Genomic DNA, 19,641 nt, shown 5'->3' with positions numbered 1-19,641 from the left:
CGTTGCAAGGGGGAAGCAATGCCACTCAGCCCGATGACGTACCCGGACGGGCACGTCGGCTGGCGAGCGCACGACCACGCGGCTGTGCGTGCGGTGCTCGCCGACAGGAGATTCAGCATCCGGCCGGACCTGATGCACAACCCGTTCGGTCCGGGCAGTCCTGGCGACGCGCCGCCGGCACCGCCCGGAGCGTTCACGGACATGGACGCGCCGGACCACACCCGCTACCGCAGCCGGCTGACCGGTCAGTTCACCGTGCGGCGGATGCGGCTGCTGGCCGAGCGACTTGAGGAGATCACCGCCGCACAGCTCGACGAGCTGGAGGCGGCCGGTTCGCCGGCGGATCTCGTGCAGCATTTCGCGTCGCCGGTGCCCGCGTTGATGATCTGCGAGCTGCTGGGCGTGCCGTACGAGCGGCGCGCGGACTTCCACCAGGACGCGATGACGATGGTCAGCGCCAGCGGCCTGGCTGAGGAAGCGGAGGCCATGTACGCCGCGTTCGGGCGGCTGCAGGTGTTCATGCTGGAAATGGTCGCGGCCAAACGCGCCGAGCCGACCGACGACCTGTTGAGCGATCTCGTCAACGTTGATTCGGACCTGACCGACGACGAGCTCGCGACGATGGGCATGGCGTTGCTCGGCGGCGGCCTCGACACGACGACGAACATGCTCTCGCTCGGCACCCTGGAGCTCCTGCGCGAACCGGCGCGGGTGGAGGCGATGCTCGCGAATCCCGACGCCGCCGTCGAGGAGCTCCTGCGATATATCAGTCTGACGCCAGCGACGGCGCGCACCGCGTTGGAGGACGTCGAGGTCGAGGGCGTTCTCGTGCACAAGGGCGACACGGTGCTGATCGAACTGGGCTCCGCGAACCGCGACCCGGCGCGCTACGCCGATCCCGACGTGCTCGACCTCGCGAAGGGTGCTTCCGGGCACGTGGCCTTCGGGCACGGCATCCACCAGTGCATCGGCCAGCACCTGGCCCGGATCGAGTTGAAGATCGCCTTCCCCGGCCTCTTCAGCCGGTTCCCGAAGCTGCGGCTCGCCGTGCCGGAGGACGAACTGCCGCACCGGCCGAGCCTGGTGATCCGCGGTCTGGAGCGGATGCCGGTCGCCTGGGACTGATATCCGATATACCGGATATCAGTCAGGCCCGGCGGCGCATCTTCAGGCCGATGACGAGGGCGGCGACGAGGACGATGCCGCCGAGTCCCAGGGCTAGGGGCCAGTTCTGCCACGACGAACTCGTCGCCGGCGCAGCCTGGGGCTCGTCGGCGGCGGGTGGTGGCGACGAGGTCGTCGGCGCTGGTGGTTGAGCCAGCGCGGCGGCCCCGGCGACGGCACGGATCGGTGTGCCGGCGCCTTCCGAGGCCGAGAGCAGGGTGCCGTCCGGGTCGAAGGCGATGGCCTCGCCCTGGGGCTCGTTCGGCAGCGGAACGCGGACCGGGTCTCCGGACAACGCCTTGACGACGTCGCCGTCGGGGACCGGGTAGAGGTAGGCCTCGGTGTAGGTGCGCAACGCGATGACGGAGCCGTCGGCCATCGACGCGGCGCCGGTCACCAGGCGCGAGTCGAGGTTGCCCTCCAGCGGGCCGCCCGGCGTGTCCGTCGACGGCAGCGACACGCGGGCCACCTGCTCCAGCGGAACTGATATATCGGCTCGCAGCGGGGCTGTCGGGCGATATATCAGTGCGGAGCCGAGGGGTTCCTTGGTGACGATGTACGGCGTGCCGGACTTGTCGAGGAACAGTGCCTCGGCGTCGTGTTTGCCGTCCGGGTACGTCAGGCGGAAGCGCTCGACGGCGCCCGACGCTGACACCTTGTGCAGGGCGACGGTGGTGCGGGACTTGTTGTTGTCGCCGGTGTCGGAGGCCCACAGGGTGCCGTCCGGCGCCATCGCCAGGTCTTCGACGTCGAACGGGTCCATGGGCGCGGTGATCGTGCGCTGCACGACGCAGTCGCGCCCGAGGACCTGGATGCGCAGCGTCCCGTTGTCGCTGTCGCTGACGGCGTAGAACTGCTTGCCGTCGGACGTGAGCCCGGAGAGCTCCTGCATGACTACCGGGCACACGTCCACCGGTGGAGGCGGGATCAAGCAGGTGTCCCGTTCGTCGCGAACTCCTCGAGCAGGCCCGCGAGGTCCGGGCGCACGCGGGCGCTGAGCAGCGTGCCCGACTCCGTGTGCTTCTCGGACAGCACCTCGCCGTCGCGGTGCACACGGGCGACGACCTCGCCGCGCGCGTACGGCACGAGAGCCTCGACCACGACCTCGGGACGTGGGATCAGCTCGGCGATGCGGACCTGCAGCTCCTCGATGCCGAGGCCCGAGTGCGCCGACACGAACGACGCGTCCGGGAACAGGTGCCGCAGCCGGGCCATGCCCAGGTCGCCCACCGCGTCGATCTTGTTCACGACGAGCAGCTCGCGCGGCATCGGCGTGTCGTTCTTCGCGTTGATCTCCGCGAGAACCTCGCGCACGGCGCTGACCTGCTTCTCCGGCATGCCGTCGGAGCCGTCGACCACGTGCACGAGCAGGTCGGACTGGCCGACCTCCTCCAGCGTCGAGCGGAACGCCTCGACCAGCTGGTGCGGCAGGTGCCGCACGAAGCCGACCGTGTCCGTCAGCGTGTAGGGCAGGCCCTCCGGCGAGAGCGCGCGGCGCGTCGTCGGGTCGAGGGTGGCGAACAGCGCGTCCTCCACCAGGACACCGGCGCCCGTCAGCGCGTTGAGCAGCGAGGACTTGCCCGCGTTCGTGTAGCCCGCGATCGCGACGCTCGGGATTTCGTTCGCCGTGCGACGGCCCCGCTTGGTCTCGCGGATGACGCCGATCGCGGAGATCTCGCGGCGCAGCTTGGCGATGCGCGCGCGGATCCGGCGCCGGTCGGTCTCGATCTTGGTCTCACCGGGACCACGCAGACCCACACCGCCGTTGCCGCCGCCGGCACGACCACCGGCCTGCCTCGACAACGTCTCACCCCAGCCGCGCAGGCGCGGCATCAGGTACTGCAGCTGGGCCAGCTCGACCTGCGCCTTGCCCTCCTTGGACCGCGCGTGCTGCGCGAAGATGTCCAGGATGAGCGCGGTGCGGTCGATGACCTTGACCTTGAGCTTCTCCTCCAGCTGCCGCAGCTGGCCGGGCGAGAGCTCACCGTCGCAGATCACGGTGTCCGCGCCGGTCGCCTGCACCACGTCCCGCAGCTCCGACACCTTGCCGGAGCCGATGTAGGTCGCGGCGTCCGGCTTGTCGCGCCGCTGCACGACGCCCTCGAGCACCTCGGAACCAGCGGTTTCGGCGAGGCGGGCGAGTTCGGCCATCGACGCGTCGGAGTCCGCGGCAGTGCCCTCGGTCCACACCCCGACGAGCACGACCCGTTCCAGGCGCAGCTGCCGGTACTCGACCTCGGTGATGTCCTCGAGTTCGGTGGACAACCCGGCAACGCGGCGTAGCGCGGCGCGTTCGGCGAGTTCGTAGTCACCCGTCGAGAAGTCTTCCTCTTCCCACGTGGCGTCGAACTCTGTGCTCTGGATGTTTTCCGTCATTTGCCCTTCATCGTCCCATGGACCTTCAGTCCCCCGGATACACCGCGAGGTAGATCGCCACACGGGGAACTTCCGGCCTGACCGGTTGCGCGGCCAGCTCATCCATCAACGATGCGAGCCGCTGCTTTAGTTCCTCCGGGTCGACGGTCACGACCAGACGGCTCTGATCCACGTCACTGAGCCCGATGTCGGCGACCTCGCCGAGGAAAGCGTGCAGCATCGCCTCGCCGACGGCGACCACATTTTCGCTGTTGTCGAGCTGCCACGACAGTCCTGTCGACCGATAGGGGATTTCTTTCGCTCCCCGGTTGCCCGCGCGCGGCGGCATCGCCTCGAGAAATCCCGTGGCGACGAGCTTGCGCACGTGGTGCAGCGTCGTGGCCGGATCCTTGCCGAGCCGCTGTGCCAGCTCCTTGTTGGTGAGCGGGCGGTCGAACGTCAGGCGGATCATCCGCAGCCGCAGGTCGGAGCTGAGCGCGGCGGCTTCTTCCTTGGTCGCCGGCCGTCGCTTGCTGGAGAGCGTCACGGGCGCAGTCTAAGTGATTGACAGTTTCCAATCACTCAGCGCAGACTTTCCGGCATGGCGCTTTGGGGGCATCACGACTTCCGCCGGCTCTGGGCCGGCGACACGATCAGCCAGTTCGGCTCCATCGTCGGCATGACGGTGATCCCGCTGCTCGCGGCGGGCGTGCTTGACGCGACGCCGTTCGAGATGGGCCTGCTGGCCGCGGCGGGCACGATGGCGTTCCTGATCATCGGACTGCCCGCGGGCGTGTGGGTCGACCGGATGCGCCGCAAGCCGTTGATGATCGCGATGGACGTCGTCCGCGCCGTGCTGATGCTGACCGTGCCCGTCGCGTGGTGGTTCGGCGTGCTCGACCTGCCGCAACTCATCGTGGTGAGCCTCGCGGTCGGTGTGTGCACTGTCTTCTTCGACGTCGCGTACCAGTCATATCTGCCGTCACTGGTGGGTCGCGACCAGCTCGTCGAAGGCAACTCGAAACTGCAGGCCAGCATGTCTGTCGCGGAGGTGTCGGGGCCCGCGATCGGTGGCTACGCGGCGCAGTTCCTGGGTGCCGCGAACGGCGTGCTCGCCACCGGGCTGGGCTACCTGAGCTCGGCGTTCTTCCTGTTCCGGATCAAGACCGTTGAGCCGCCACCGGAACGCCACGCCTCCCCCGACCTGCGGCGCGAGGTGGCCGAAGGGCTGAGGTTCGTCTTCGGCAACGTCACGTTGCGCAAGATCGTGGCGTGCACCGGCACGTCGAACTTCTTCCACGGCATCCAGAACGCCGTGATGATCCTGTTCCTGCTGCAGGTCGCGGGGCTGAGCGAGGGAACGGCGGGCCTGGTGCTCAGCGCGGGCGGGATCGGCGGTGTGGTCGGCGCGGCGCTCTCGTTCCGGCTCGGCCAGCTGATCGGGCAGGCCAGGATGATCTGGCTCATCCCACTGCTGACCTGGCCTTTCACCTTGTTCCTGCCCTTCATCAGCGACGGCTGGGGTCTCGTGCTCCCGATGGTCGGCCTCGCGGTGAACGTGTTCGGCATCGTCGTCTACAACGTCGGCCAGGTGAGCTACCGGCAGGCGATCTGCCCCGACCAGATGCTGGGCCGGATGAACGCGTCGGTGCGCTGGGTGGTGTGGGGCACGACGCCGCTGGGCGCGCTCGCCGGCGGCGCGCTCGGGTCGTGGCTCGGGATCGTGCCGACGCTGTGGATCTCCCTCGCCGGCTCTGTGCTCGGATTGTTGTGGGTTTTGTTCTCACCGTTGCGGACGATGCGGGACCTCCCGGCCACAACTAGCGTCGAGGCCCATGGCTGAGACGACGGTGCTGCGCGACGGTCTCCACTTCGGCGAAGGACCGCGGCGCGGGCCTGACGGGCGCCTCTACTACTCCGACTTCTACTCGGGCGAGGTACACGCGCTCGACCTCGAGACAGGTGACGACGAGGTCATCTGCTCCATCGACGGCCAGTTGTCCGGCATCGGCTGGCTGCCCGACGGGCGCCTGCTCGTCGTGTCGATGCTCGACCACACCGTGCGGCGGCTGGAGGGCGACGACCTCGTCCTGCACGCTGATATATCGGATATCGCGACGTTCCACGCCAACGACATGCTCGTCGACGGCGAGGGCCGCGCGTACGTCGGCAACTTCGGCTTCGATCTGCACGGCCTCATCACCGAGGTCGGCATCCCGCGGCTGCTCGAGCCGGACTTCGAGCCGCCGGGTGCCGCGCTCGCACTCGTGCAGCCCGACGGCTCCGTCAGCGTCGCCGCCGAGGACCTCAAGTTCCCGAACGGCATGGCCCTGCTGGCCGATCCGACCGGCGAGTCGGAGAGCGGCAATATATTGGTTGTCGCCGAGACCATTGCGTTCCAGCTGACTTCGTTTTCGGTCGACCGGGACGGATCGTTGCAAAACCGCAGGGTGTGGGCCGATGTGAAGGAGTTCGGCATCGCGCCGGACGGGATCGCGGGTGACGGCGACGGCGTCTGGGTGGCGCCGGCGTTGCAGCCCGCGGTGTTCCGGGTGACCGAGGGCGGCAAGATCACGCAGCGGGTGGAGACGACGCAGATGTGCTACTCCGTCGCAGTCGTCGGCGACAAGCTCGTGTGCCTGACGGCGCCGGATTCGCATCCGGACGTCGTGAAGCAGGCTCGCCTCGGGAAGGTCGAGGTGTTCGAGCTGAACTGATATATCGGCGGACTGATATATCAGTTAGGAGAGGGCGTCCCACCAGGACTTGTCGAGCTCGCCGCGCGCGACGAGCACCGCCGGGCCGGTCAGCGTCGACGTCGACGGCCCGATCGTGACGAAGACCTGGCCGCCGAGCACGTCGACGGTGGCCGAGCCGGTCGTGCGGCCCTGGCCAGCGAGCCACGACGCGACGGACGCGACGGTGCCGGTGCCGCACGAGCGGGTCTCGCCGACGCCGCGTTCGTAGACGCGCATCTTCAGCGCACCGCCGCGGGGGCCGTCACCATTCTCGGCCGCCTCGAGGACGTTGATCAGCTCGACGTTCACACCGTGCGGGAACATCACCGGGTCGTAGCCCGGCGGCACGGTGAGGTCGAAGCCGTCGACCGGGGCGTCGACGACGCACGCGAGGTGCGGGTTGCCGACGTCGACCGCGAAGCCGCCGATGCCCTGGCCGTCGACCGCGGCGATAGACGTACCGGTCACCCTGGCGGGGCCCATGTCGTTCGTGACGGAGCCGTCCGGGTGCGTCACCACGGTCCGGTCCCCCGCCCGCGTGCCGACGACGAACTCGCCCTGCGGCTGGTGGCCCGCGTCGACGAGGTAGCGGGCGAAGACGCGCAGGCCGTTGCCGCACATCTCGGCGATGGAGCCGTCCGCGTTGCGGTAGTCCATGAACCACTTGCCCTCGGACCGCACGACGCGCAGCACGCCGTCGGCGCCGAGGCCGCGCTGCCGGTCGCACAGCGCCTGGACGCGCGCCACCGTCAGGTCCAGCTGGTCATCGAGGTCGGGCAGGACGACGAAGTCGTTCTCCGTGCCGTGCCCCTTCACGAACTCCACGGGACAAGGTTACCGGCGGCGTCCAAAAGATCCGGCCGAGCACCGTCCAACCAGGTGATGCGCTGGTCACGCCGGAACCAGGATCGTTGCTTGCGCACGAACCTGCGGGTGGCGCGTTTGGTCTCCTCCGCGGCGAAGTCGATCGTGCACGCTCCGTCCATTGCGGACAGCACCTGCTGGTAGCCCAGCGCACGCGAGGCGGTCTTGCCGTCGCGCAGACCGAGCCGGACCAATGCACGCACCTCGGCTTCGAGACCGGCGGCGAACATCAGGTCCACCCGCAGGTCGACGCGGGTGTCCAGTTCGGACACCTCGCGGTCGACGCCGATCTGGACGGTGTCGTAGCGCGCGGGGCCGGGCTTGGGGAGGTTCGCGGAGAACGGTTCCCCGGTCAGCTCGATGACCTCCAGCGCGCGCACGATGCGGCGCCCGTTCGACGGCAGGATCGCGATCGCGGCCGCCGGGTCGAGCTCCTGCAGGCGCCGGTGCAGCGCCTCCGGGCCGACCGAAGCGAGCTCTGCCTCGAAGCGCTCACGAACGGCGTCGTCGGTACCGGGAAACTTCAGGTCGTCGAGCACAGCCTGCACGTACAGACCGGAACCGCCGACGAGGATCGGCGGCTTCCCCTCGGCCAGCAAGCCTTCGATGACCAGGCGTGTCTCGCGCTGGTACGCGGCGACGGACGCGGTCTCGGTGACGCTGAGAACGTCGAGCAGGTGGTGCGGGACGCCGCGGCGTTCCTCGGCGGTCATCTTCGCGGTGCCGATGTCCATGCCGCGGTAGAGCTGCATGGCGTCGGCGTTGACGACCTCTCCCCCGAACCGCTCCGCGAGCGCGACGGCCAGGTCGGACTTCCCGGTGGCGGTGGGGCCGACAACGGCGATGGGCGTGATCACGGGCGCTCCCAAACGGCGACGTGGTAGCCCACGCCGAACGGTGCGAAGAACTCGGCGCTCGCGCAGCGCCACGGGCCGGGCACGCCGGCGAGCACCTGCCACGCCGCGCGGCCCTGCGCGCCCAGCTCACGGGCGAGTTCGAGGTCGAGTGCGAGCAGGCCATCGGTGTCGGCGCCGGCCAGCAGCTTGTGGACGTGGTCGTCGAACGGGCCCGAACGGTCGTCGTTCGAGCCGGGTGAGCGCAGGCCGTGGCGGGTGGACCCGTCACCGAGGATCAGCAGTCCGCAGTCCTCGCCGGCGAGTTGTTGTCCAAACGAGACACAGTCGGCCGCGGCCAGGTCACGAGGGATGAGTTCGACGCGTGACACCTCGACCGCGCAGCGTTCTCGCAGCCACGCGGTGATTAGCACTGGCAACGGAATTCGGGGATCCGCGGGCATCGCGCCGCCGAGTGATACCTCGACGTCGACCCCATATCCGAGAAAAGTTCCCGACAACGGCGGCACGACCGTCGCCGGGCCGCTGTCGTCCACCGCGACGACGACCCACGGACCGGGTAGATTTCCTGCTGCGGCAAGGGTTGCGGCGCGTACAGGTGCGGTCTCGGCAGCAGCGCCCACGACCAGTTCTGGCACCAGAAGTGGCGGGTGCGGCACCACTGCGGCACGGGTGATCACAACGAACGAGGCTACCTATCGTGGACTCCCAGTACCGAGTCGAGCTCTGACCTGTTTGAATGCGCGCGGGGAACTGGGGACGGGAGACCCTCCAGCGCCCGTATTGCATAGGCCCCGCCGCTGGCGGGGCGCTCGTGGCTGGCACGGGCGTCAGATGGGAGGAACCGGCGATGTCGGAGCAGGACAGCACACCGGAGACCGTGGTGGGTGACGCCGTGGTCGAGGGTGGAGTCGAGGAAACGCCGAAGGAGACCGCACCGCCGCACGCGACGCCTCCGGCCGTCCCCGTGGCGTCGGACCACCCTGACCGCTGGGGGCGCGTGGACGCCGACGGCACCGTGTTCGTGAAGACCGAGGACGGCGAGCGCGCCGTCGGGTCGTGGCAGGCCGGCGAGCCGGTCGAGGGCCTCGCGCACTTCGCGCGCCGGTTCGACGACCTGCGCACCGAGGTCGAGCTGCTGGTGTCGCGCCTCAAGTCCGGCGCCGGCGACCCGAAGCACGCTCTGACCAGCGCGAAGCACGTCAAGGAGCAGCTCGCCGAGGCCGCCGTGGTCGGCGACCTCAAGGCGCTGGCCGCCCGCGTCGAGCACGTGCTGGAGCAGGCCGAGGCGGGCATGGAGAAGGCCAAGGAGGCCAAGGAGGCCGCCCGCGCCCAGTCCGTCGCCCGCAAGCAGGCGCTGGTCGACGAGGCCGAGTCGCTCGCGAACGAGTCGACCCAGTGGAAGGTCGCCGGCGACCGGCTGCGCGCGATCCTCGACGAGTGGAAGACCATCCGCGGCGTCGACCGCAAGACCGACGAGCAGCTGTGGCGCCGGTTCTCGAAGGCCCGTGACGCGTTCAACCGCCGTCGCGGCTCGCACTTCGCGGACCTCGACCGCCAGCGTTCGGTGGCGAAGACCTCCAAGCAGTCGCTCGTCGAAGAGGCCGAGAAGCTCGTCGACTCCGACGACTGGGGCCCCACGGCCGGCCGCTACAAGGAGCTCATGGTCGAGTGGAAGGCCGCCGGGCGTGCGCCCAAGGAGGCCGACGACGCGCTGTGGCAGCGGTTCCGGGCCGCGCAGGACGCGTTCTTCCAGAAGCGTTCCGAGGCCTTCAGCGAGCGGGACGCCGAGTTCTCGGCGAACGCGAAGCTGAAGGAGGAGCTGCTCGCCGAGGCCGAGGCGATCGACCCGTCGACCGACCTCGAGTCGGCGCGCAACCACCTCTACAAGATCCAGGAGCGCTGGGACGCGATCGGCAAGGTGCCGCGCGAGCGCATCCGCGAGCTCGAGGGCAAGCTGCGCACGATCGAGGAGAAGGTCCGCGGTGCGGTCGACGCGCAGTGGCGTCGCTCCGACCCCGAGGCCGAGGCCCGCGTGGCGCAGTTCCGCGAGCGCGTGGAGCAGTTCGAGGCGCAGGCCGCCAAGGCCCGTGCCGCTGGCGACAAGCGCCGCACGGAGCAGGCCGAGGCGCAGGCGGCGCAGTGGCGCGAGTGGCTCGCGGCCGCTGAGCAGGCGCTGGCGACCCGCTAGTCCGTTTCACGCTGAAGGCCTCCTCTCGCACGTCGAGAGGAGGCCTTCAGCGTGTTCAGGGGGTGATGCGCCAGCGTTGGGCCGGGCTGTCCTGGCAGATGGTCACGACGAGCGAGGTGCCGAACGGAGGCGAGGCGTCGCCTGGGCCGAGGCGAAGTCCGCCATTCCACGGCACCTCGACTCACCGTTTGAGAAGAAATGGAGTCGAGACCGTACTGCAGATCAGAGATGAGGCGGACGGGAAGCGGCGATCCGGACCCACTTCACCAGCAGGAAGATCACCGCGATGACAGCGATGATCAGGCCGATGCCCGGACCGGGGCCGATCGTCTTGTTGCTGGTGGTCGTCTGCTGCGTCCAGATCGACAACACGCCGGTCACCGACCCCGCGAACAGACCCAGCGAGCACACCCACGCGAGGCCCCAGCGGCGCACCGCGAGCGTGATGCCGGAGCCGATCACGCCGACGCCGAATGCGAAGAACGCGAACAGCCTCGGCAGGAACGTCGTCGACTCACCCAGCACGACGTTCAGGCCCGTGTCGTCACCGATCCACGGCAGCACCAGCGACACCAGCAGCGCCAGCACGGCGATGGAGATCGTCAGCGCGCCGGTGCCGGGATCGATGCGGCGGGCGGCAGACCGTTCGACCTCGTCGATCTCCTTGCGCAAGAAGTCCTCGTCACTCACTGGGCCGCGCACCCCGAGACGGCGGGCAGCGGCGCGGGCGCGCCGAACGACGGCAGGCCGAGGCCGACGCCCGCTGTCTTGGGCTTGATGCCGGCTTCGGAGCGGTCGCCCGCCTTGGTGCGGCGCCAGGACAGCGGTTCCCCGTCGGCGACGAGGTAGTGCGGCGCGCCGTATGTCACGACGGTCTCGACGACGTCGCCGGGACGCGGGGCGGTGGCGCCGGGCGTGAAGTGCACGAGGCGTCCGTCGCGGGAACGGCCGCTCATGCGGTGCGTCTCCGCGTCGCGCTTGCCCTCACCGGTCGCGACGAGGACCTCGACGGTGCGGCCCACCTGCTCGACGTTGAGCGAGCGGGTCATCTCGTTCTGCAGCGCGACAAGACGCTCGAAGCGCTCCTGGACGACGGCCTTGGGCAGCTGGTCGGGCAGCTCCGCGGCCGGGGTGCCGGGACGCTTGGAGTACTGGAACGTGAAGGCCGAGGAGAACCTGGCCTGGCGCACCACGTCGAGCGTGCCCTGGAAGTCCTCTTCGGTCTCGCCGGGGAAGCCGACGATGATGTCCGTGGTGATCGCGGCGTCCGGCATGGCGGCACGGACCTTGTCGATGATGCCCAGGTACTTCTCGGTGCGGTACGAGCGGCGCATCGCCTTCAGCATGCGGTCCGAACCGGACTGCAGCGGCATGTGCAGCTGGTGGCACACGCTCGGCGTCTCGGCCATCGCGGCGATGACGTCGTCGGTGAAGTCCTTGGGGTGCGGCGAGGTGAAGCGCACGCGCTCGAGGCCGTCGATCTCACCGCAGGCGCGCAGCAGCTTGCCGAACGCCAGCTTGTCGCCGAACTCGACGCCGTAGGAGTTGACGTTCTGGCCGAGCAGCGTCACCTCCAGCACGCCTTCCTCGACGAGCGCCTGGACCTCGGCGAGAACGTCACCGGGGCGGCGGTCCTTCTCCTTGCCGCGCAGGGACGGCACGATGCAGAACGTGCAGGTGTTGTTGCAGCCCACCGAGATCGACACCCAGCCCGAGTAGGCGGAGTCGCGGGTGGCCGGCAGCGACGACGGAAACGTCTCGAGCGCCTCGAGGATCTCGACCTGCGCCTCTTCGTTGTGGCGGGCGCGTTCGAGCAGCACCGGCAGCGAACCGATGTTGTGCGTGCCGAAGACGACGTCGACCCACGGGGCGCGGCGGACGATCTCGCTGCGGTCCTTCTGCGCGAGGCAGCCGCCGACCGCGATCTGCATGCCGGGCTTCGCGGTCTTCTGCGGGGCGAGGTGGCCGAGCGTGCCGTACAGCTTGTTGTCGGCGTTCTCGCGGACCGCGCAGGTGTTGAAGACGACGACGTCGGCCGGCTCGTCGCCGGTGGCCCGCGCGTAGCCAGCGTCCTCCAGTAGACCGGCGAGCCGCTCGGAGTCGTGCACGTTCATCTGACAACCGAACGTGCGAATCTGGTAACTGCGGGTCACTGCAACCAACCTTTCGTCGGGTGCAAGCGTAGAACGCCCGCGTGGCACGATGCGCAGGTGCTGGGACGAGTGCATGCCGCCGTGAGCCTGTTGACCGCCGCAACGGTCCTGACGGGGTGTGGCAGCACGCTCGAAGACGTCAAGATCACGATGGCGACCGGCGGCGAGGGCGGCGTCTACTACACGCTCGGGAACGCCCTGGCCGACGTCTGGAGCGGCCGGCTCGGCATCGTGCGGCCCCAGGTCGTGATGACGGCCGGGTCCAGGGACAACGTCACCCGGCTGGTCAACGCGCAGGCCCAGGTCGGCTTCTCGCAGGCCGACACGGTCGAGGTCGTGCCTGGCGGGGACCGGCTGCGGGCGCTGGCCCGGATGCACGACGACTACCTGCAGGTGATCGTCCGCAACGACCTCCCGGTGACGAAGCTCAGCCAGCTCGCCGGCCTGCGGGTGTCGATCGGCGCGAAGGACTCCGGGGTGGAGATCATCGCGAGCCGCCTGCTGGACGCGCAGGACGTCACGCCGCGCACCGTGAACATGAACCTCGAGGAGTCGGCCGACGCGATGCAGGAGGGCAAGCTCGACGCGTTCTTCTGGTCCGGCGGACTGCCCACGCAACGCATCACGCGGCTGACCAGGGAGCTCGGCGTGCGGATGCTGGACCTGCGCGACGAGCTGCCGGCCTTCCGCGAGCAGTACCCCGTGTACGGGTCGGCGACGCTGCCCGCCTCGACCTACAACCTCTCCGGCCCGGTGATCACCCTCGTCACGCGGAACTTCCTGCTCGTCACGGAGTCGATGCCGGACGACGTGGCCGAGGCGCTCGCGCGGCAGCTGTTCGAGGGGCAGCCCGACCTGGTGAAGGCCCACTCGGCGGCGCGGACGATCGAGCAGCGGTCGGCGATCGAGACGTCGCCGGTGCCGCTGCACAACGGCGCCATGCGCTACTACCGCGACGCCAAGGTCTGACGCCCGCTCAAGATCAGATGGCCGGAGATCAGATGGCCGGCAGCTCGATCACGACCTTGAGACCGCCGTCCTCAGGAGACTCGAGGCGCACGGTGCCGTCGACGCGTTCGACGACGAGCCGCACGATCGAGAGGCCGAGACCGGACCCCGCGACGTTCTGGTGGGCGGGGCTGCGCCAGAACCGGTCGGTCGCGCGCTCCAGCTCGTCGGGCTGCAGGCCGGGGCCGTGGTCGGCGACGGAGAGCCGGACGATGTCGCCGTCCTTGCGGGCGTCGACCACGATCAGCGTCCCCTCCGCGGTGAACTTGAGGGCGTTGTCGAGCAGGGCGTCGAGGATCGTCTCCACGCCGCGCGGAGGTGCGAGGACCATGCCGACCCGCTCGCCGTCGAGCACCAGGTGCACCTCCTTCGCCGCCGCGGCCGCCTGCCACGCCGACAGGCGCGCGGCCACCGACTTGTCGACGTCGACCGGCAGCGGGTCGACGGAGCTCGACTCGGCGCGGGCCATGGCGAGCAGCTCGTCGAGGATCCGGTTCAGGCGATCGGTCTCGCTCAACGCCTCCACCTGGTGCACCTCGGCCTCCGCGTCGACGTGACCCTCCAGGTTGGACAGCCGGAGTTTCAACGCGGTCAACGGGTTGCGCAGCTGATGTGAGGCGTCGGCGACAAAGGCGCGTTGGGCGGCAAGCACATCGCTCATGCTCGCGGCCATCTGGTCGAACGATCTGCTCAGCTGCCGCAGTTCCGGCGGACCGCTCTCCGCCCCCACCGGCGGCACGGGCCGGCCGGACACGACGGCGGCGAGCAGCTTCCCGGTCGCGTCGTCGAGCCTCTGCACCGGGCGCAGGGTCCACCGCACGACCGGCAGGGCCAGCAGCACCGCCAGCGCCAGCACCAGCAGGCTCGCCGCGAGCAGCAAACCCCACCAGGCGAGCACCTCGAAGCGGGTCTTGACGGTCGGCGAGAACGTGACGACCGCCCCGCGCACCTCGCCGTCGACCAGGACGGGTTCGGCGAGCACGACGTCGATATCACTCCAAGGTGTGAAAAGCGGTGGCGCGACCGGCAACCGGCCGGCGAGCGCCTTGCTGATCAGGTCCTGGACGGCGCTGTCGCCGAGCGCGAGGTCGTTGCGAGAGGCCACGACCGGGACCGTCGGCGCGTCACGGGCCACGACGGCCACGCCGATGTCGTAGAGCTCGTCGTAGCGCTCCAGCTCCTCACGCAGCAGGTGCGGCTTGTCGTCGATCAACGGGCGCTGCGCCAGCGACGCGAAGCGGCTGGTGTCGGTGAGGCGGTCGAGGAACATCTCCTGCTGTTCCGCAGCCGCCACCCCACGCCCCAGCGGAAGGCCCAGGCCGACGAGCACCAGCACGATCAGGGCGAGCACCACGCCCAGCAGTCGAGACCTCACAGGCAGTCACCCCACCCGCCGGCGACACGCCGGCGAAAGTTGACCCGAATGAGATCACAGGACTCACTCACGAAACGTGACCAAGCCGGTATCCGACGCCGCGCACGGTCTCCAGCAGCGCCGGGCGGCCGAGCTTGGTGCGCAGCGTGGCGACGTGCACGTCGAGCGTGCGGTTCGCGCCCGACCAGGTGCGTCCCCACACCTCGGCGAGGATCCGCTCCCGCGTGCACACCGCGCCGCCCGCCGCCATCACCAGCGCGAGCACCTGGAACTCCTTGCGGGAGAGCGCGACGGCGTCACCCGCCACGGTGACCTCGTGACGCCCCAGGTCGACCCGCACGTCGCCGGTCTCGAACACTTCCGTCGACACCGCGCCCACACCGACCGGGTCGGCACCACGACGGCGCCGCACGGCGTGCACGCGCGCCACGAGTTCGCCCACGTCATAGGGCTTGACCAGGTAATCGTCGGCCCCGGCGTGCAGGCCGAGGATCCTGTCGTCGATCTCCCCTCGCGCCGACACGACGATGATCGCGACGTCCGAGGCCGCGCGGATGGCACGGCACAGCGTCACGCCGTCCATGTCGGGCAGGCCGAGGTCCAGCAGCACCACGTCGACGCCGGTCAGGCGGTCGAGCGTGCCGCGGCCCGTCGCTTGACGGTCCACGTGGAAACCTCGTCTGGTCAGGGCTGGGACCAAGGCCTCGGCGACCCTGTCGTCGTCCTCGACGAGCAGCACGCGCACTTTCGCTACCTCCCGGGCAACCGATGTCTGCCTGTGACAGAGTTGAGACCCTAAGTCTTGCTCAATGTCCTGGACTGGTGTGGTGGCGGACACCTAGGTTTCCGCCAACGCCGACGACCCCTAAATGGAGGACTGGATGACTGCCGCCTCTGCCCCGCCGATGATTCGTGTGGCGGGTGTGGACAAGTTCTTCGGCCCGCTGCACGTGCTCAAGAACGTGCAGCTGGAGGTGCCGAAGGGGCAGGTCGTGGTCGTGCTCGGGCCGTCGGGTTCCGGCAAGTCGACCCTGTGCAGGACCATCAACCGCCTCGAGCCGATCGATTCCGGCACCATCGAGGTCGACGGTCAGCCGCTTCCCGCCGAAGGAAAGGAACTGGCGCGCCTGAGGGCCGATGTCGGCATGGTGTTCCAGTCCTTCAACCTTTTCGCGCACAAAACCATCGTCGAGAACGTGATGCTCGCTCCGACGAAGGTGCGCAAGACCCCGGCGGCAGAGGCGCGCAAGACCGCGATGGAGCTGCTGGAGCGCGTCGGGATCGCCAACCAGGCCGACAAGTTCCCGGCCCAGCTCTCGGGTGGGCAGCAGCAGCGTGCGGCGATCGCCCGCGCGCTCGCCATGAAGCCCAAGGTGATGCTGTTCGACGAGCCCACCTCCGCGCTCGACCCGGAGATGGTGCAGGAGGTCCTGGACGTCATGACGGGCCTCGCGAAGGACGGCATGACGATGCTGGTCGTCACGCACGAGATGGGCTTCGCCCGCAAGGCCGCGAACCGGGTGATCTTCATGTCCGACGGCGAGGTCGTCGAGGATTCCTCCCCGGAAGAGTTCTTCTCGGCCCCGAAGTCCAACCGCGCGAAGGACTTCCTTGGCAAGATCCTGACTCACTAGTAGTCAGCCCACTTTCGAACGAATGGCAGGAGAAGGACGATGAGGGTTCGCACCCTTGCGGCGGTGCTGCTGACGGGCGCACTGGCCCTGACCGCGTGTGGCAAGGAGGGCACCCCGACCGACCAGGCGGCGCCCGCCGGCCTCTTCGAGGTCGCCAAGGACGTCAAGGTCGACGGCTCGCCCACGTTCGAGAAGATCAAGGCGCGCGGGAAGCTCATCGTCGGTGTCAAGGAGGACCAGCCCGGCCTCGGCTACAAGGACCCGACCACGAACAAGTACAGCGGGTTCGACATCGACATCGCACGCCTGGTCGCCGCGAAGCTGGGTCTCGACCCCGAGTCGAAGATCGAGTTCAAGACCATCCAGTCCGCCGCGCGTGAGCAGGCGCTGATCAACGGGGACGTCGACTACTACGTCGGCACCTACACGATCAACGCTGGCCGCAAGGAGAAGGTCGGCTTCGCCGGACCGTACTTCGTGGCTGGCCAGGACCTGCTGATCAAGGCCGACAACACCACGATCACCGGCAAGGACACCCTCAAGGGCAAGAAGGTGTGCTCGGTGACCGGCTCCACGCCGGCCAAGCGCATCAAGGACGAGGGCCTGACCGAGGCGACCAACGTCCTCGAGTTCCAGGGCTACTCGCAGTGCGTCACCAAGCTCCTCAACGGTGAGGTCGACGCGGTCACCACCGACGACGCGATCCTCAAGGGCTACGCCGCCGCCGAGCAGGGCAAGCTGAAGGTCGTCGGCAAGACGTTCTCCAGCGAGCCGTACGGCATCGGCCTGCCCAAGGAGGACAAGGCGCTGCGCGACAAGGTGAACGACATCCTGCAGACCTCGCTGGACGACGGCACCTGGCAGAAGATCTACGACGGCACGCTGGGCAAGTCCGGCTCGTCCGCCGAGAAGCCGAAGATCGACCGGTACTGACGGTTCTTCACGTGGCCGGTGGATCCCACGTGGGTCCACCGGCCGTTCCTTTGAAGGCGGACGGACGGCAAGGAAACCGATGAGCGTCCTCACCAACAACCTAGATCTGTTCCTGCGCGCTTTTGGCCAGACACTCCAACTCTTCGCGATCTCCGCGGTGCTGTCGTTGGTGCTGGGCACGCTCCTCGCGGCGCTGAGGGTCAGCCCGGTGCCGGTCTTCCGGGGCGTCGGCACCCTGTACGTGACGGTTCTGCGCAACACGCCGCTGACGCTGGTCTTCGTGTTCTTCCTGTTCGCGTACCCGCTGCTGGAGATCCTGAAGATCGACGAGTACACCGCGGCTGTCGTGGCGTTGTCGCTCTACACGGCGGCATTCGTCTGCGAGGTCGTGCGGTCGGGCATCAACACCGTGCCGGTCGGCCAGGCCGAGGCGTCCCGCGCGCTCGGTCTCACGTTCGTGCAGATGCTGAGCAACGTGGTGCTGCCGCAGGCACTGCGCTCGGTCATGCCGCCGATGACGAGCACCATGATCGCGTTGCTGAAGAACACGACGGTCGCGTCCGGCTTCGCCGTCTTCCAGGCCGGCAACATCCGCGAGCAGCTGGCGGACCAGGGTGACAACGTCCTGTTCGGACTCCTGTGGGTGGCGATCGGGTTCGTGATCCTGGTCATGCCGCTGACGTACTTCCAGCAGGTCTTCGAGAAGCGGTGGAGCGTGGCCCGATGAGCATGGTGCTGTTCGACGTCCCGGGCCCGAAGGCCCGCACGCGTCACCGGATCATGGCTGTCGTCGGCATCGCGGCGGTGGCCGCGGCGGTGGTGTACGTGGCGATGCGGCTCGTCGTCACCGACCAGTTCACCGCCCGCAGGCTCGACTGGCTCAACTACAAGCAGATCCAGCTCTCGCTGGTCGAGGCGATCGGCAACACGCTCACCGCGTTCGCCGCGGGCGCGGTGCTGGCACTCGCGTTCGGTGCGATCTTCGCGGCGGCCCGCCTGTCCGACCACGCGTGGGTGCGCACTCCCGCGGCGGTGATCGTCGAGATCTTCCGCGCGATCCCGCTCGTGATCATGATGTTCTTCTTCTACTACGGCCTGCCGGTGGCCGGGGTGAAGCTGACCGCGTTCACGGCTGTCGTGCTGAGCCTGATGCTCTACAACGGCTCGGTGCTCGCGGAGATCTTCCGCGCGGGCATCAACTCGCTGCCGAAGGGGCAGAGCGAGGCGGCGTACGCGCTGGGCATGCGCAAGACGCAGGTGATGACGTTCGTCCTGCTGCCGCAGGCGTTGCGCGCGATGCTGCCGACCATCATCAGCCAGCTGGTGGTGCTGCTGAAGGACACCGCGCTGGGCTTCCTCATCACCTTCGAGGAGCTGCTGAGGTGGGGTACCCGCATCGGTGGTGACGCGGTGAACTTCGGCCGGCCGATGATCTCGGTGATGATCGTGGTCGCCGCGATCTACATCGGGCTGTGCCTGTTGCTGACGTGGCTCGCGAACTACCTCGAGAAGCGCAACCGCCGCAACAAGAAGGTCATCCACGTGGACGCCGACGACATCCCCGAGATGGCACCGGCCTGATGTGAACGACAGGAACGGGGCGCGTCCACTTCGGACGCGCCCCGTTTCTACTTCCAGGACACCGAATCGCAGTTGTTCGCGACGTAGTCCGCGGCCTGCGCGCCGTCCCCCGTCTTGGCCTTCGCCGCCGTCTCACGGGCGTAGCGCTGCCCGTCCGGATCCTCCGGTGAGAACTTCGGCAGCACCTCGTCCATCACCTTCAACGCCGCGGCGACCGCCGTCTGGTCGCCTCGCCGGCGCGCGTCCTCCCAGTCGAGGTACCAGGCGCACGAGTTGGTGATCTCCAGGACGACCCGCTCGCTGCCGGACGGCATCCTGTCCGGTCCCGGCCCGGACTTCTCCGCGAGCACGGTGAGATCCGGCATGCGGCTCTGCGGCCAGGTGAACGTGGAATAGCTGTCCTGCATGGCTTTCACGTACTGCTGCTGATCCACCAGCTGCACCGGAGCGGGTTGCGGCGCCGCACAGCCCGCCAGCGCCGCGCAGGCGACGAGCGCCCCGAGTGCCCCGATCAGTGGCCGCTCCACCACAGCGTTCCTCCGACGGTGCCCGAGGTGTAGGGGCTGTTCGAGGCGAGGCAGAACTTGGTGCCCGCCTTGAAGTTCGTGCCCACGTGCTTGCGGTACTCCTCCATCCTGATGAACGCGCCGCGCGTGTTCCGGTCGCCGCACTTGTACCAGGCGAGCTGCATGACGCCGGCGAGCGCGACCTGGGCGTCGATGTTCGACCCGGCGACGGTGATCGTGCGGGCGGTGGTGAACCAGGTGATCTTGTTGTGCTCGAACGGCACC

At 68.9% G+C, this 19,641-nt stretch carries 21 protein-coding genes; 9 read left to right on the top strand and 12 right to left on the bottom strand.

Annotated elements, in window-relative coordinates:
- Positions 1-18: 18 nt before the first annotated feature.
- Positions 19-1,125: a cytochrome P450 gene (locus ACIA8G_RS33540; protein ID WP_396422719.1), complete on the top strand. Its 1,107-nt coding sequence runs from the start codon at positions 19-21 to the stop codon at positions 1,123-1,125.
- Positions 1,126-1,147: 22 nt separating this feature from the next.
- On the opposite strand, the gene ACIA8G_RS33535 is transcribed toward ACIA8G_RS33540, so the two are convergent.
- From ACIA8G_RS33535 to ACIA8G_RS33525, 3 genes are read right to left on the bottom strand one after another with little or no spacing between them, the layout of a single operon-like run.
- Complete coding sequence (locus tag ACIA8G_RS33535; protein ID WP_396422718.1) at positions 1,148-2,095, bottom strand: esterase-like activity of phytase family protein; 948 nt, start codon at positions 2,093-2,095, stop codon at positions 1,148-1,150.
- Complete coding sequence (gene hflX / locus ACIA8G_RS33530; RefSeq protein WP_396422717.1) at positions 2,092-3,540, bottom strand: GTPase HflX; 1,449 nt, start codon at positions 3,538-3,540, stop codon at positions 2,092-2,094. The genes ACIA8G_RS33535 and hflX overlap by 4 nt, the downstream gene beginning before the upstream one ends.
- Before the next feature lie 25 nt (positions 3,541-3,565).
- On the bottom strand, positions 3,566-4,066 hold the full coding sequence (locus tag ACIA8G_RS33525; RefSeq protein WP_396422716.1) for an ArsR/SmtB family transcription factor: 501 nt from the start codon (positions 4,064-4,066) through the stop codon (positions 3,566-3,568).
- Positions 4,067-4,120: 54 nt separating this feature from the next.
- On the opposite strand from ACIA8G_RS33525, the gene ACIA8G_RS33520 reads away from it, so the two are divergent.
- A complete protein-coding gene (locus tag ACIA8G_RS33520; RefSeq protein WP_396422715.1) occupies positions 4,121-5,362 on the top strand; it encodes an MFS transporter in 1,242 nt (413 codons plus the stop codon).
- A complete protein-coding gene (locus ACIA8G_RS33515; protein ID WP_396422714.1) occupies positions 5,355-6,236 on the top strand; it encodes an SMP-30/gluconolactonase/LRE family protein in 882 nt (293 codons plus the stop codon). Before ACIA8G_RS33520 ends, ACIA8G_RS33515 begins: the two co-directional genes overlap by 8 nt.
- A gap of 24 nt (positions 6,237-6,260) precedes the next feature.
- Here ACIA8G_RS33515 and dapF read toward each other — a convergent pair whose 3' ends face one another.
- The 3 genes from dapF to ACIA8G_RS33500 are packed head-to-tail and all read right to left on the bottom strand — an operon-like array spanning position 6,261 to position 8,655.
- Positions 6,261-7,082: a diaminopimelate epimerase gene (dapF, locus tag ACIA8G_RS33510; protein ID WP_396422713.1), complete on the bottom strand. Its 822-nt coding sequence runs from the start codon at positions 7,080-7,082 to the stop codon at positions 6,261-6,263.
- The gene (miaA, locus tag ACIA8G_RS33505; RefSeq protein WP_396422712.1) at positions 7,070-7,978 is read right to left on the bottom strand and encodes a tRNA (adenosine(37)-N6)-dimethylallyltransferase MiaA; all 909 of its coding nucleotides are present in this window, start codon (positions 7,976-7,978) and stop codon (positions 7,070-7,072) included. The genes dapF and miaA overlap by 13 nt, the downstream gene beginning before the upstream one ends.
- On the bottom strand, positions 7,975-8,655 hold the full coding sequence (locus ACIA8G_RS33500; RefSeq protein ID WP_396422711.1) for a hypothetical protein: 681 nt from the start codon (positions 8,653-8,655) through the stop codon (positions 7,975-7,977). The genes miaA and ACIA8G_RS33500 overlap by 4 nt, the downstream gene beginning before the upstream one ends.
- A 170-nt stretch (positions 8,656-8,825) precedes the next feature.
- On the opposite strand from ACIA8G_RS33500, the gene ACIA8G_RS33495 reads away from it, so the two are divergent.
- Positions 8,826-10,166, top strand: coding sequence for a DUF349 domain-containing protein (locus ACIA8G_RS33495; protein ID WP_396422710.1), 1,341 nt, complete (start codon positions 8,826-8,828; stop codon positions 10,164-10,166).
- A gap of 222 nt (positions 10,167-10,388) precedes the next feature.
- On the opposite strand, the gene ACIA8G_RS33490 is transcribed toward ACIA8G_RS33495, so the two are convergent.
- Together ACIA8G_RS33490 and miaB are read right to left on the bottom strand one after the other, a co-directional pair.
- Positions 10,389-10,856 (bottom strand): hypothetical protein, encoded by a 468-nt coding sequence (locus ACIA8G_RS33490; protein WP_396422709.1) that lies wholly within the window; start codon positions 10,854-10,856, stop codon positions 10,389-10,391.
- The gene (gene miaB / locus ACIA8G_RS33485) at positions 10,853-12,319 is read right to left on the bottom strand and encodes a tRNA (N6-isopentenyl adenosine(37)-C2)-methylthiotransferase MiaB (RefSeq protein ID WP_396422708.1); all 1,467 of its coding nucleotides are present in this window, start codon (positions 12,317-12,319) and stop codon (positions 10,853-10,855) included. Before miaB ends, ACIA8G_RS33490 begins: the two co-directional genes overlap by 4 nt.
- Before the next feature lie 57 nt (positions 12,320-12,376).
- Between miaB and ACIA8G_RS33480 the strand changes: the two genes are divergently transcribed.
- Positions 12,377-13,288 carry a TAXI family TRAP transporter solute-binding subunit gene (locus ACIA8G_RS33480; RefSeq protein WP_396422707.1) on the top strand — a complete coding sequence of 304 codons (912 nt, stop codon included), beginning with the start codon at positions 12,377-12,379 and terminating at the stop codon, positions 13,286-13,288.
- A gap of 28 nt (positions 13,289-13,316) precedes the next feature.
- Here ACIA8G_RS33480 and ACIA8G_RS33475 read toward each other — a convergent pair whose 3' ends face one another.
- Complete coding sequence (locus ACIA8G_RS33475; RefSeq protein ID WP_396422706.1) at positions 13,317-14,702, bottom strand: sensor histidine kinase; 1,386 nt, start codon at positions 14,700-14,702, stop codon at positions 13,317-13,319.
- Between the two features lie 67 nt (positions 14,703-14,769).
- Positions 14,770-15,447 carry a response regulator transcription factor gene (locus ACIA8G_RS33470; protein WP_396422705.1) on the bottom strand — a complete coding sequence of 226 codons (678 nt, stop codon included), beginning with the start codon at positions 15,445-15,447 and terminating at the stop codon, positions 14,770-14,772.
- 160 nt (positions 15,448-15,607) lie between these two features.
- Between ACIA8G_RS33470 and ACIA8G_RS33465 the strand changes: the two genes are divergently transcribed.
- The 4 genes from ACIA8G_RS33465 (at position 15,608) to ACIA8G_RS33450 (ending at position 18,850) form a co-directional block, all read left to right on the top strand.
- Complete coding sequence (locus ACIA8G_RS33465; RefSeq protein ID WP_396422847.1) at positions 15,608-16,336, top strand: amino acid ABC transporter ATP-binding protein; 729 nt, start codon at positions 15,608-15,610, stop codon at positions 16,334-16,336.
- Between the two features lie 39 nt (positions 16,337-16,375).
- Positions 16,376-17,269 carry a glutamate ABC transporter substrate-binding protein gene (locus ACIA8G_RS33460; protein WP_396422704.1) on the top strand — a complete coding sequence of 298 codons (894 nt, stop codon included), beginning with the start codon at positions 16,376-16,378 and terminating at the stop codon, positions 17,267-17,269.
- A gap of 79 nt (positions 17,270-17,348) precedes the next feature.
- A complete protein-coding gene (locus ACIA8G_RS33455) occupies positions 17,349-17,996 on the top strand; it encodes an amino acid ABC transporter permease (RefSeq protein ID WP_396422703.1) in 648 nt (215 codons plus the stop codon).
- Positions 17,993-18,850, top strand: coding sequence for an amino acid ABC transporter permease (locus ACIA8G_RS33450; RefSeq protein ID WP_396422702.1), 858 nt, complete (start codon positions 17,993-17,995; stop codon positions 18,848-18,850). The genes ACIA8G_RS33455 and ACIA8G_RS33450 overlap by 4 nt, the downstream gene beginning before the upstream one ends.
- Positions 18,851-18,897: 47 nt before the next feature.
- Here the strand turns inward: ACIA8G_RS33450 and ACIA8G_RS33445 are convergent, their stop codons facing one another.
- A complete protein-coding gene (locus ACIA8G_RS33445; RefSeq protein WP_396422701.1) occupies positions 18,898-19,377 on the bottom strand; it encodes a hypothetical protein in 480 nt (159 codons plus the stop codon).
- Entirely contained in the window at positions 19,362-19,640 is a 279-nt protein-coding gene (locus tag ACIA8G_RS33440; protein ID WP_396422700.1) for a hypothetical protein, read from the bottom strand. Before ACIA8G_RS33440 ends, ACIA8G_RS33445 begins: the two co-directional genes overlap by 16 nt.
- Position 19,641: the final 1 nt, after the last annotated feature.

The organism is Lentzea sp. NPDC051213 (assembly GCF_044455585.1).
Lineage (GTDB): Bacteria > Actinomycetota > Actinomycetes > Mycobacteriales > Pseudonocardiaceae > Lentzea.
This window is presented reverse-complemented; position numbering and strand designations above follow the sequence as displayed.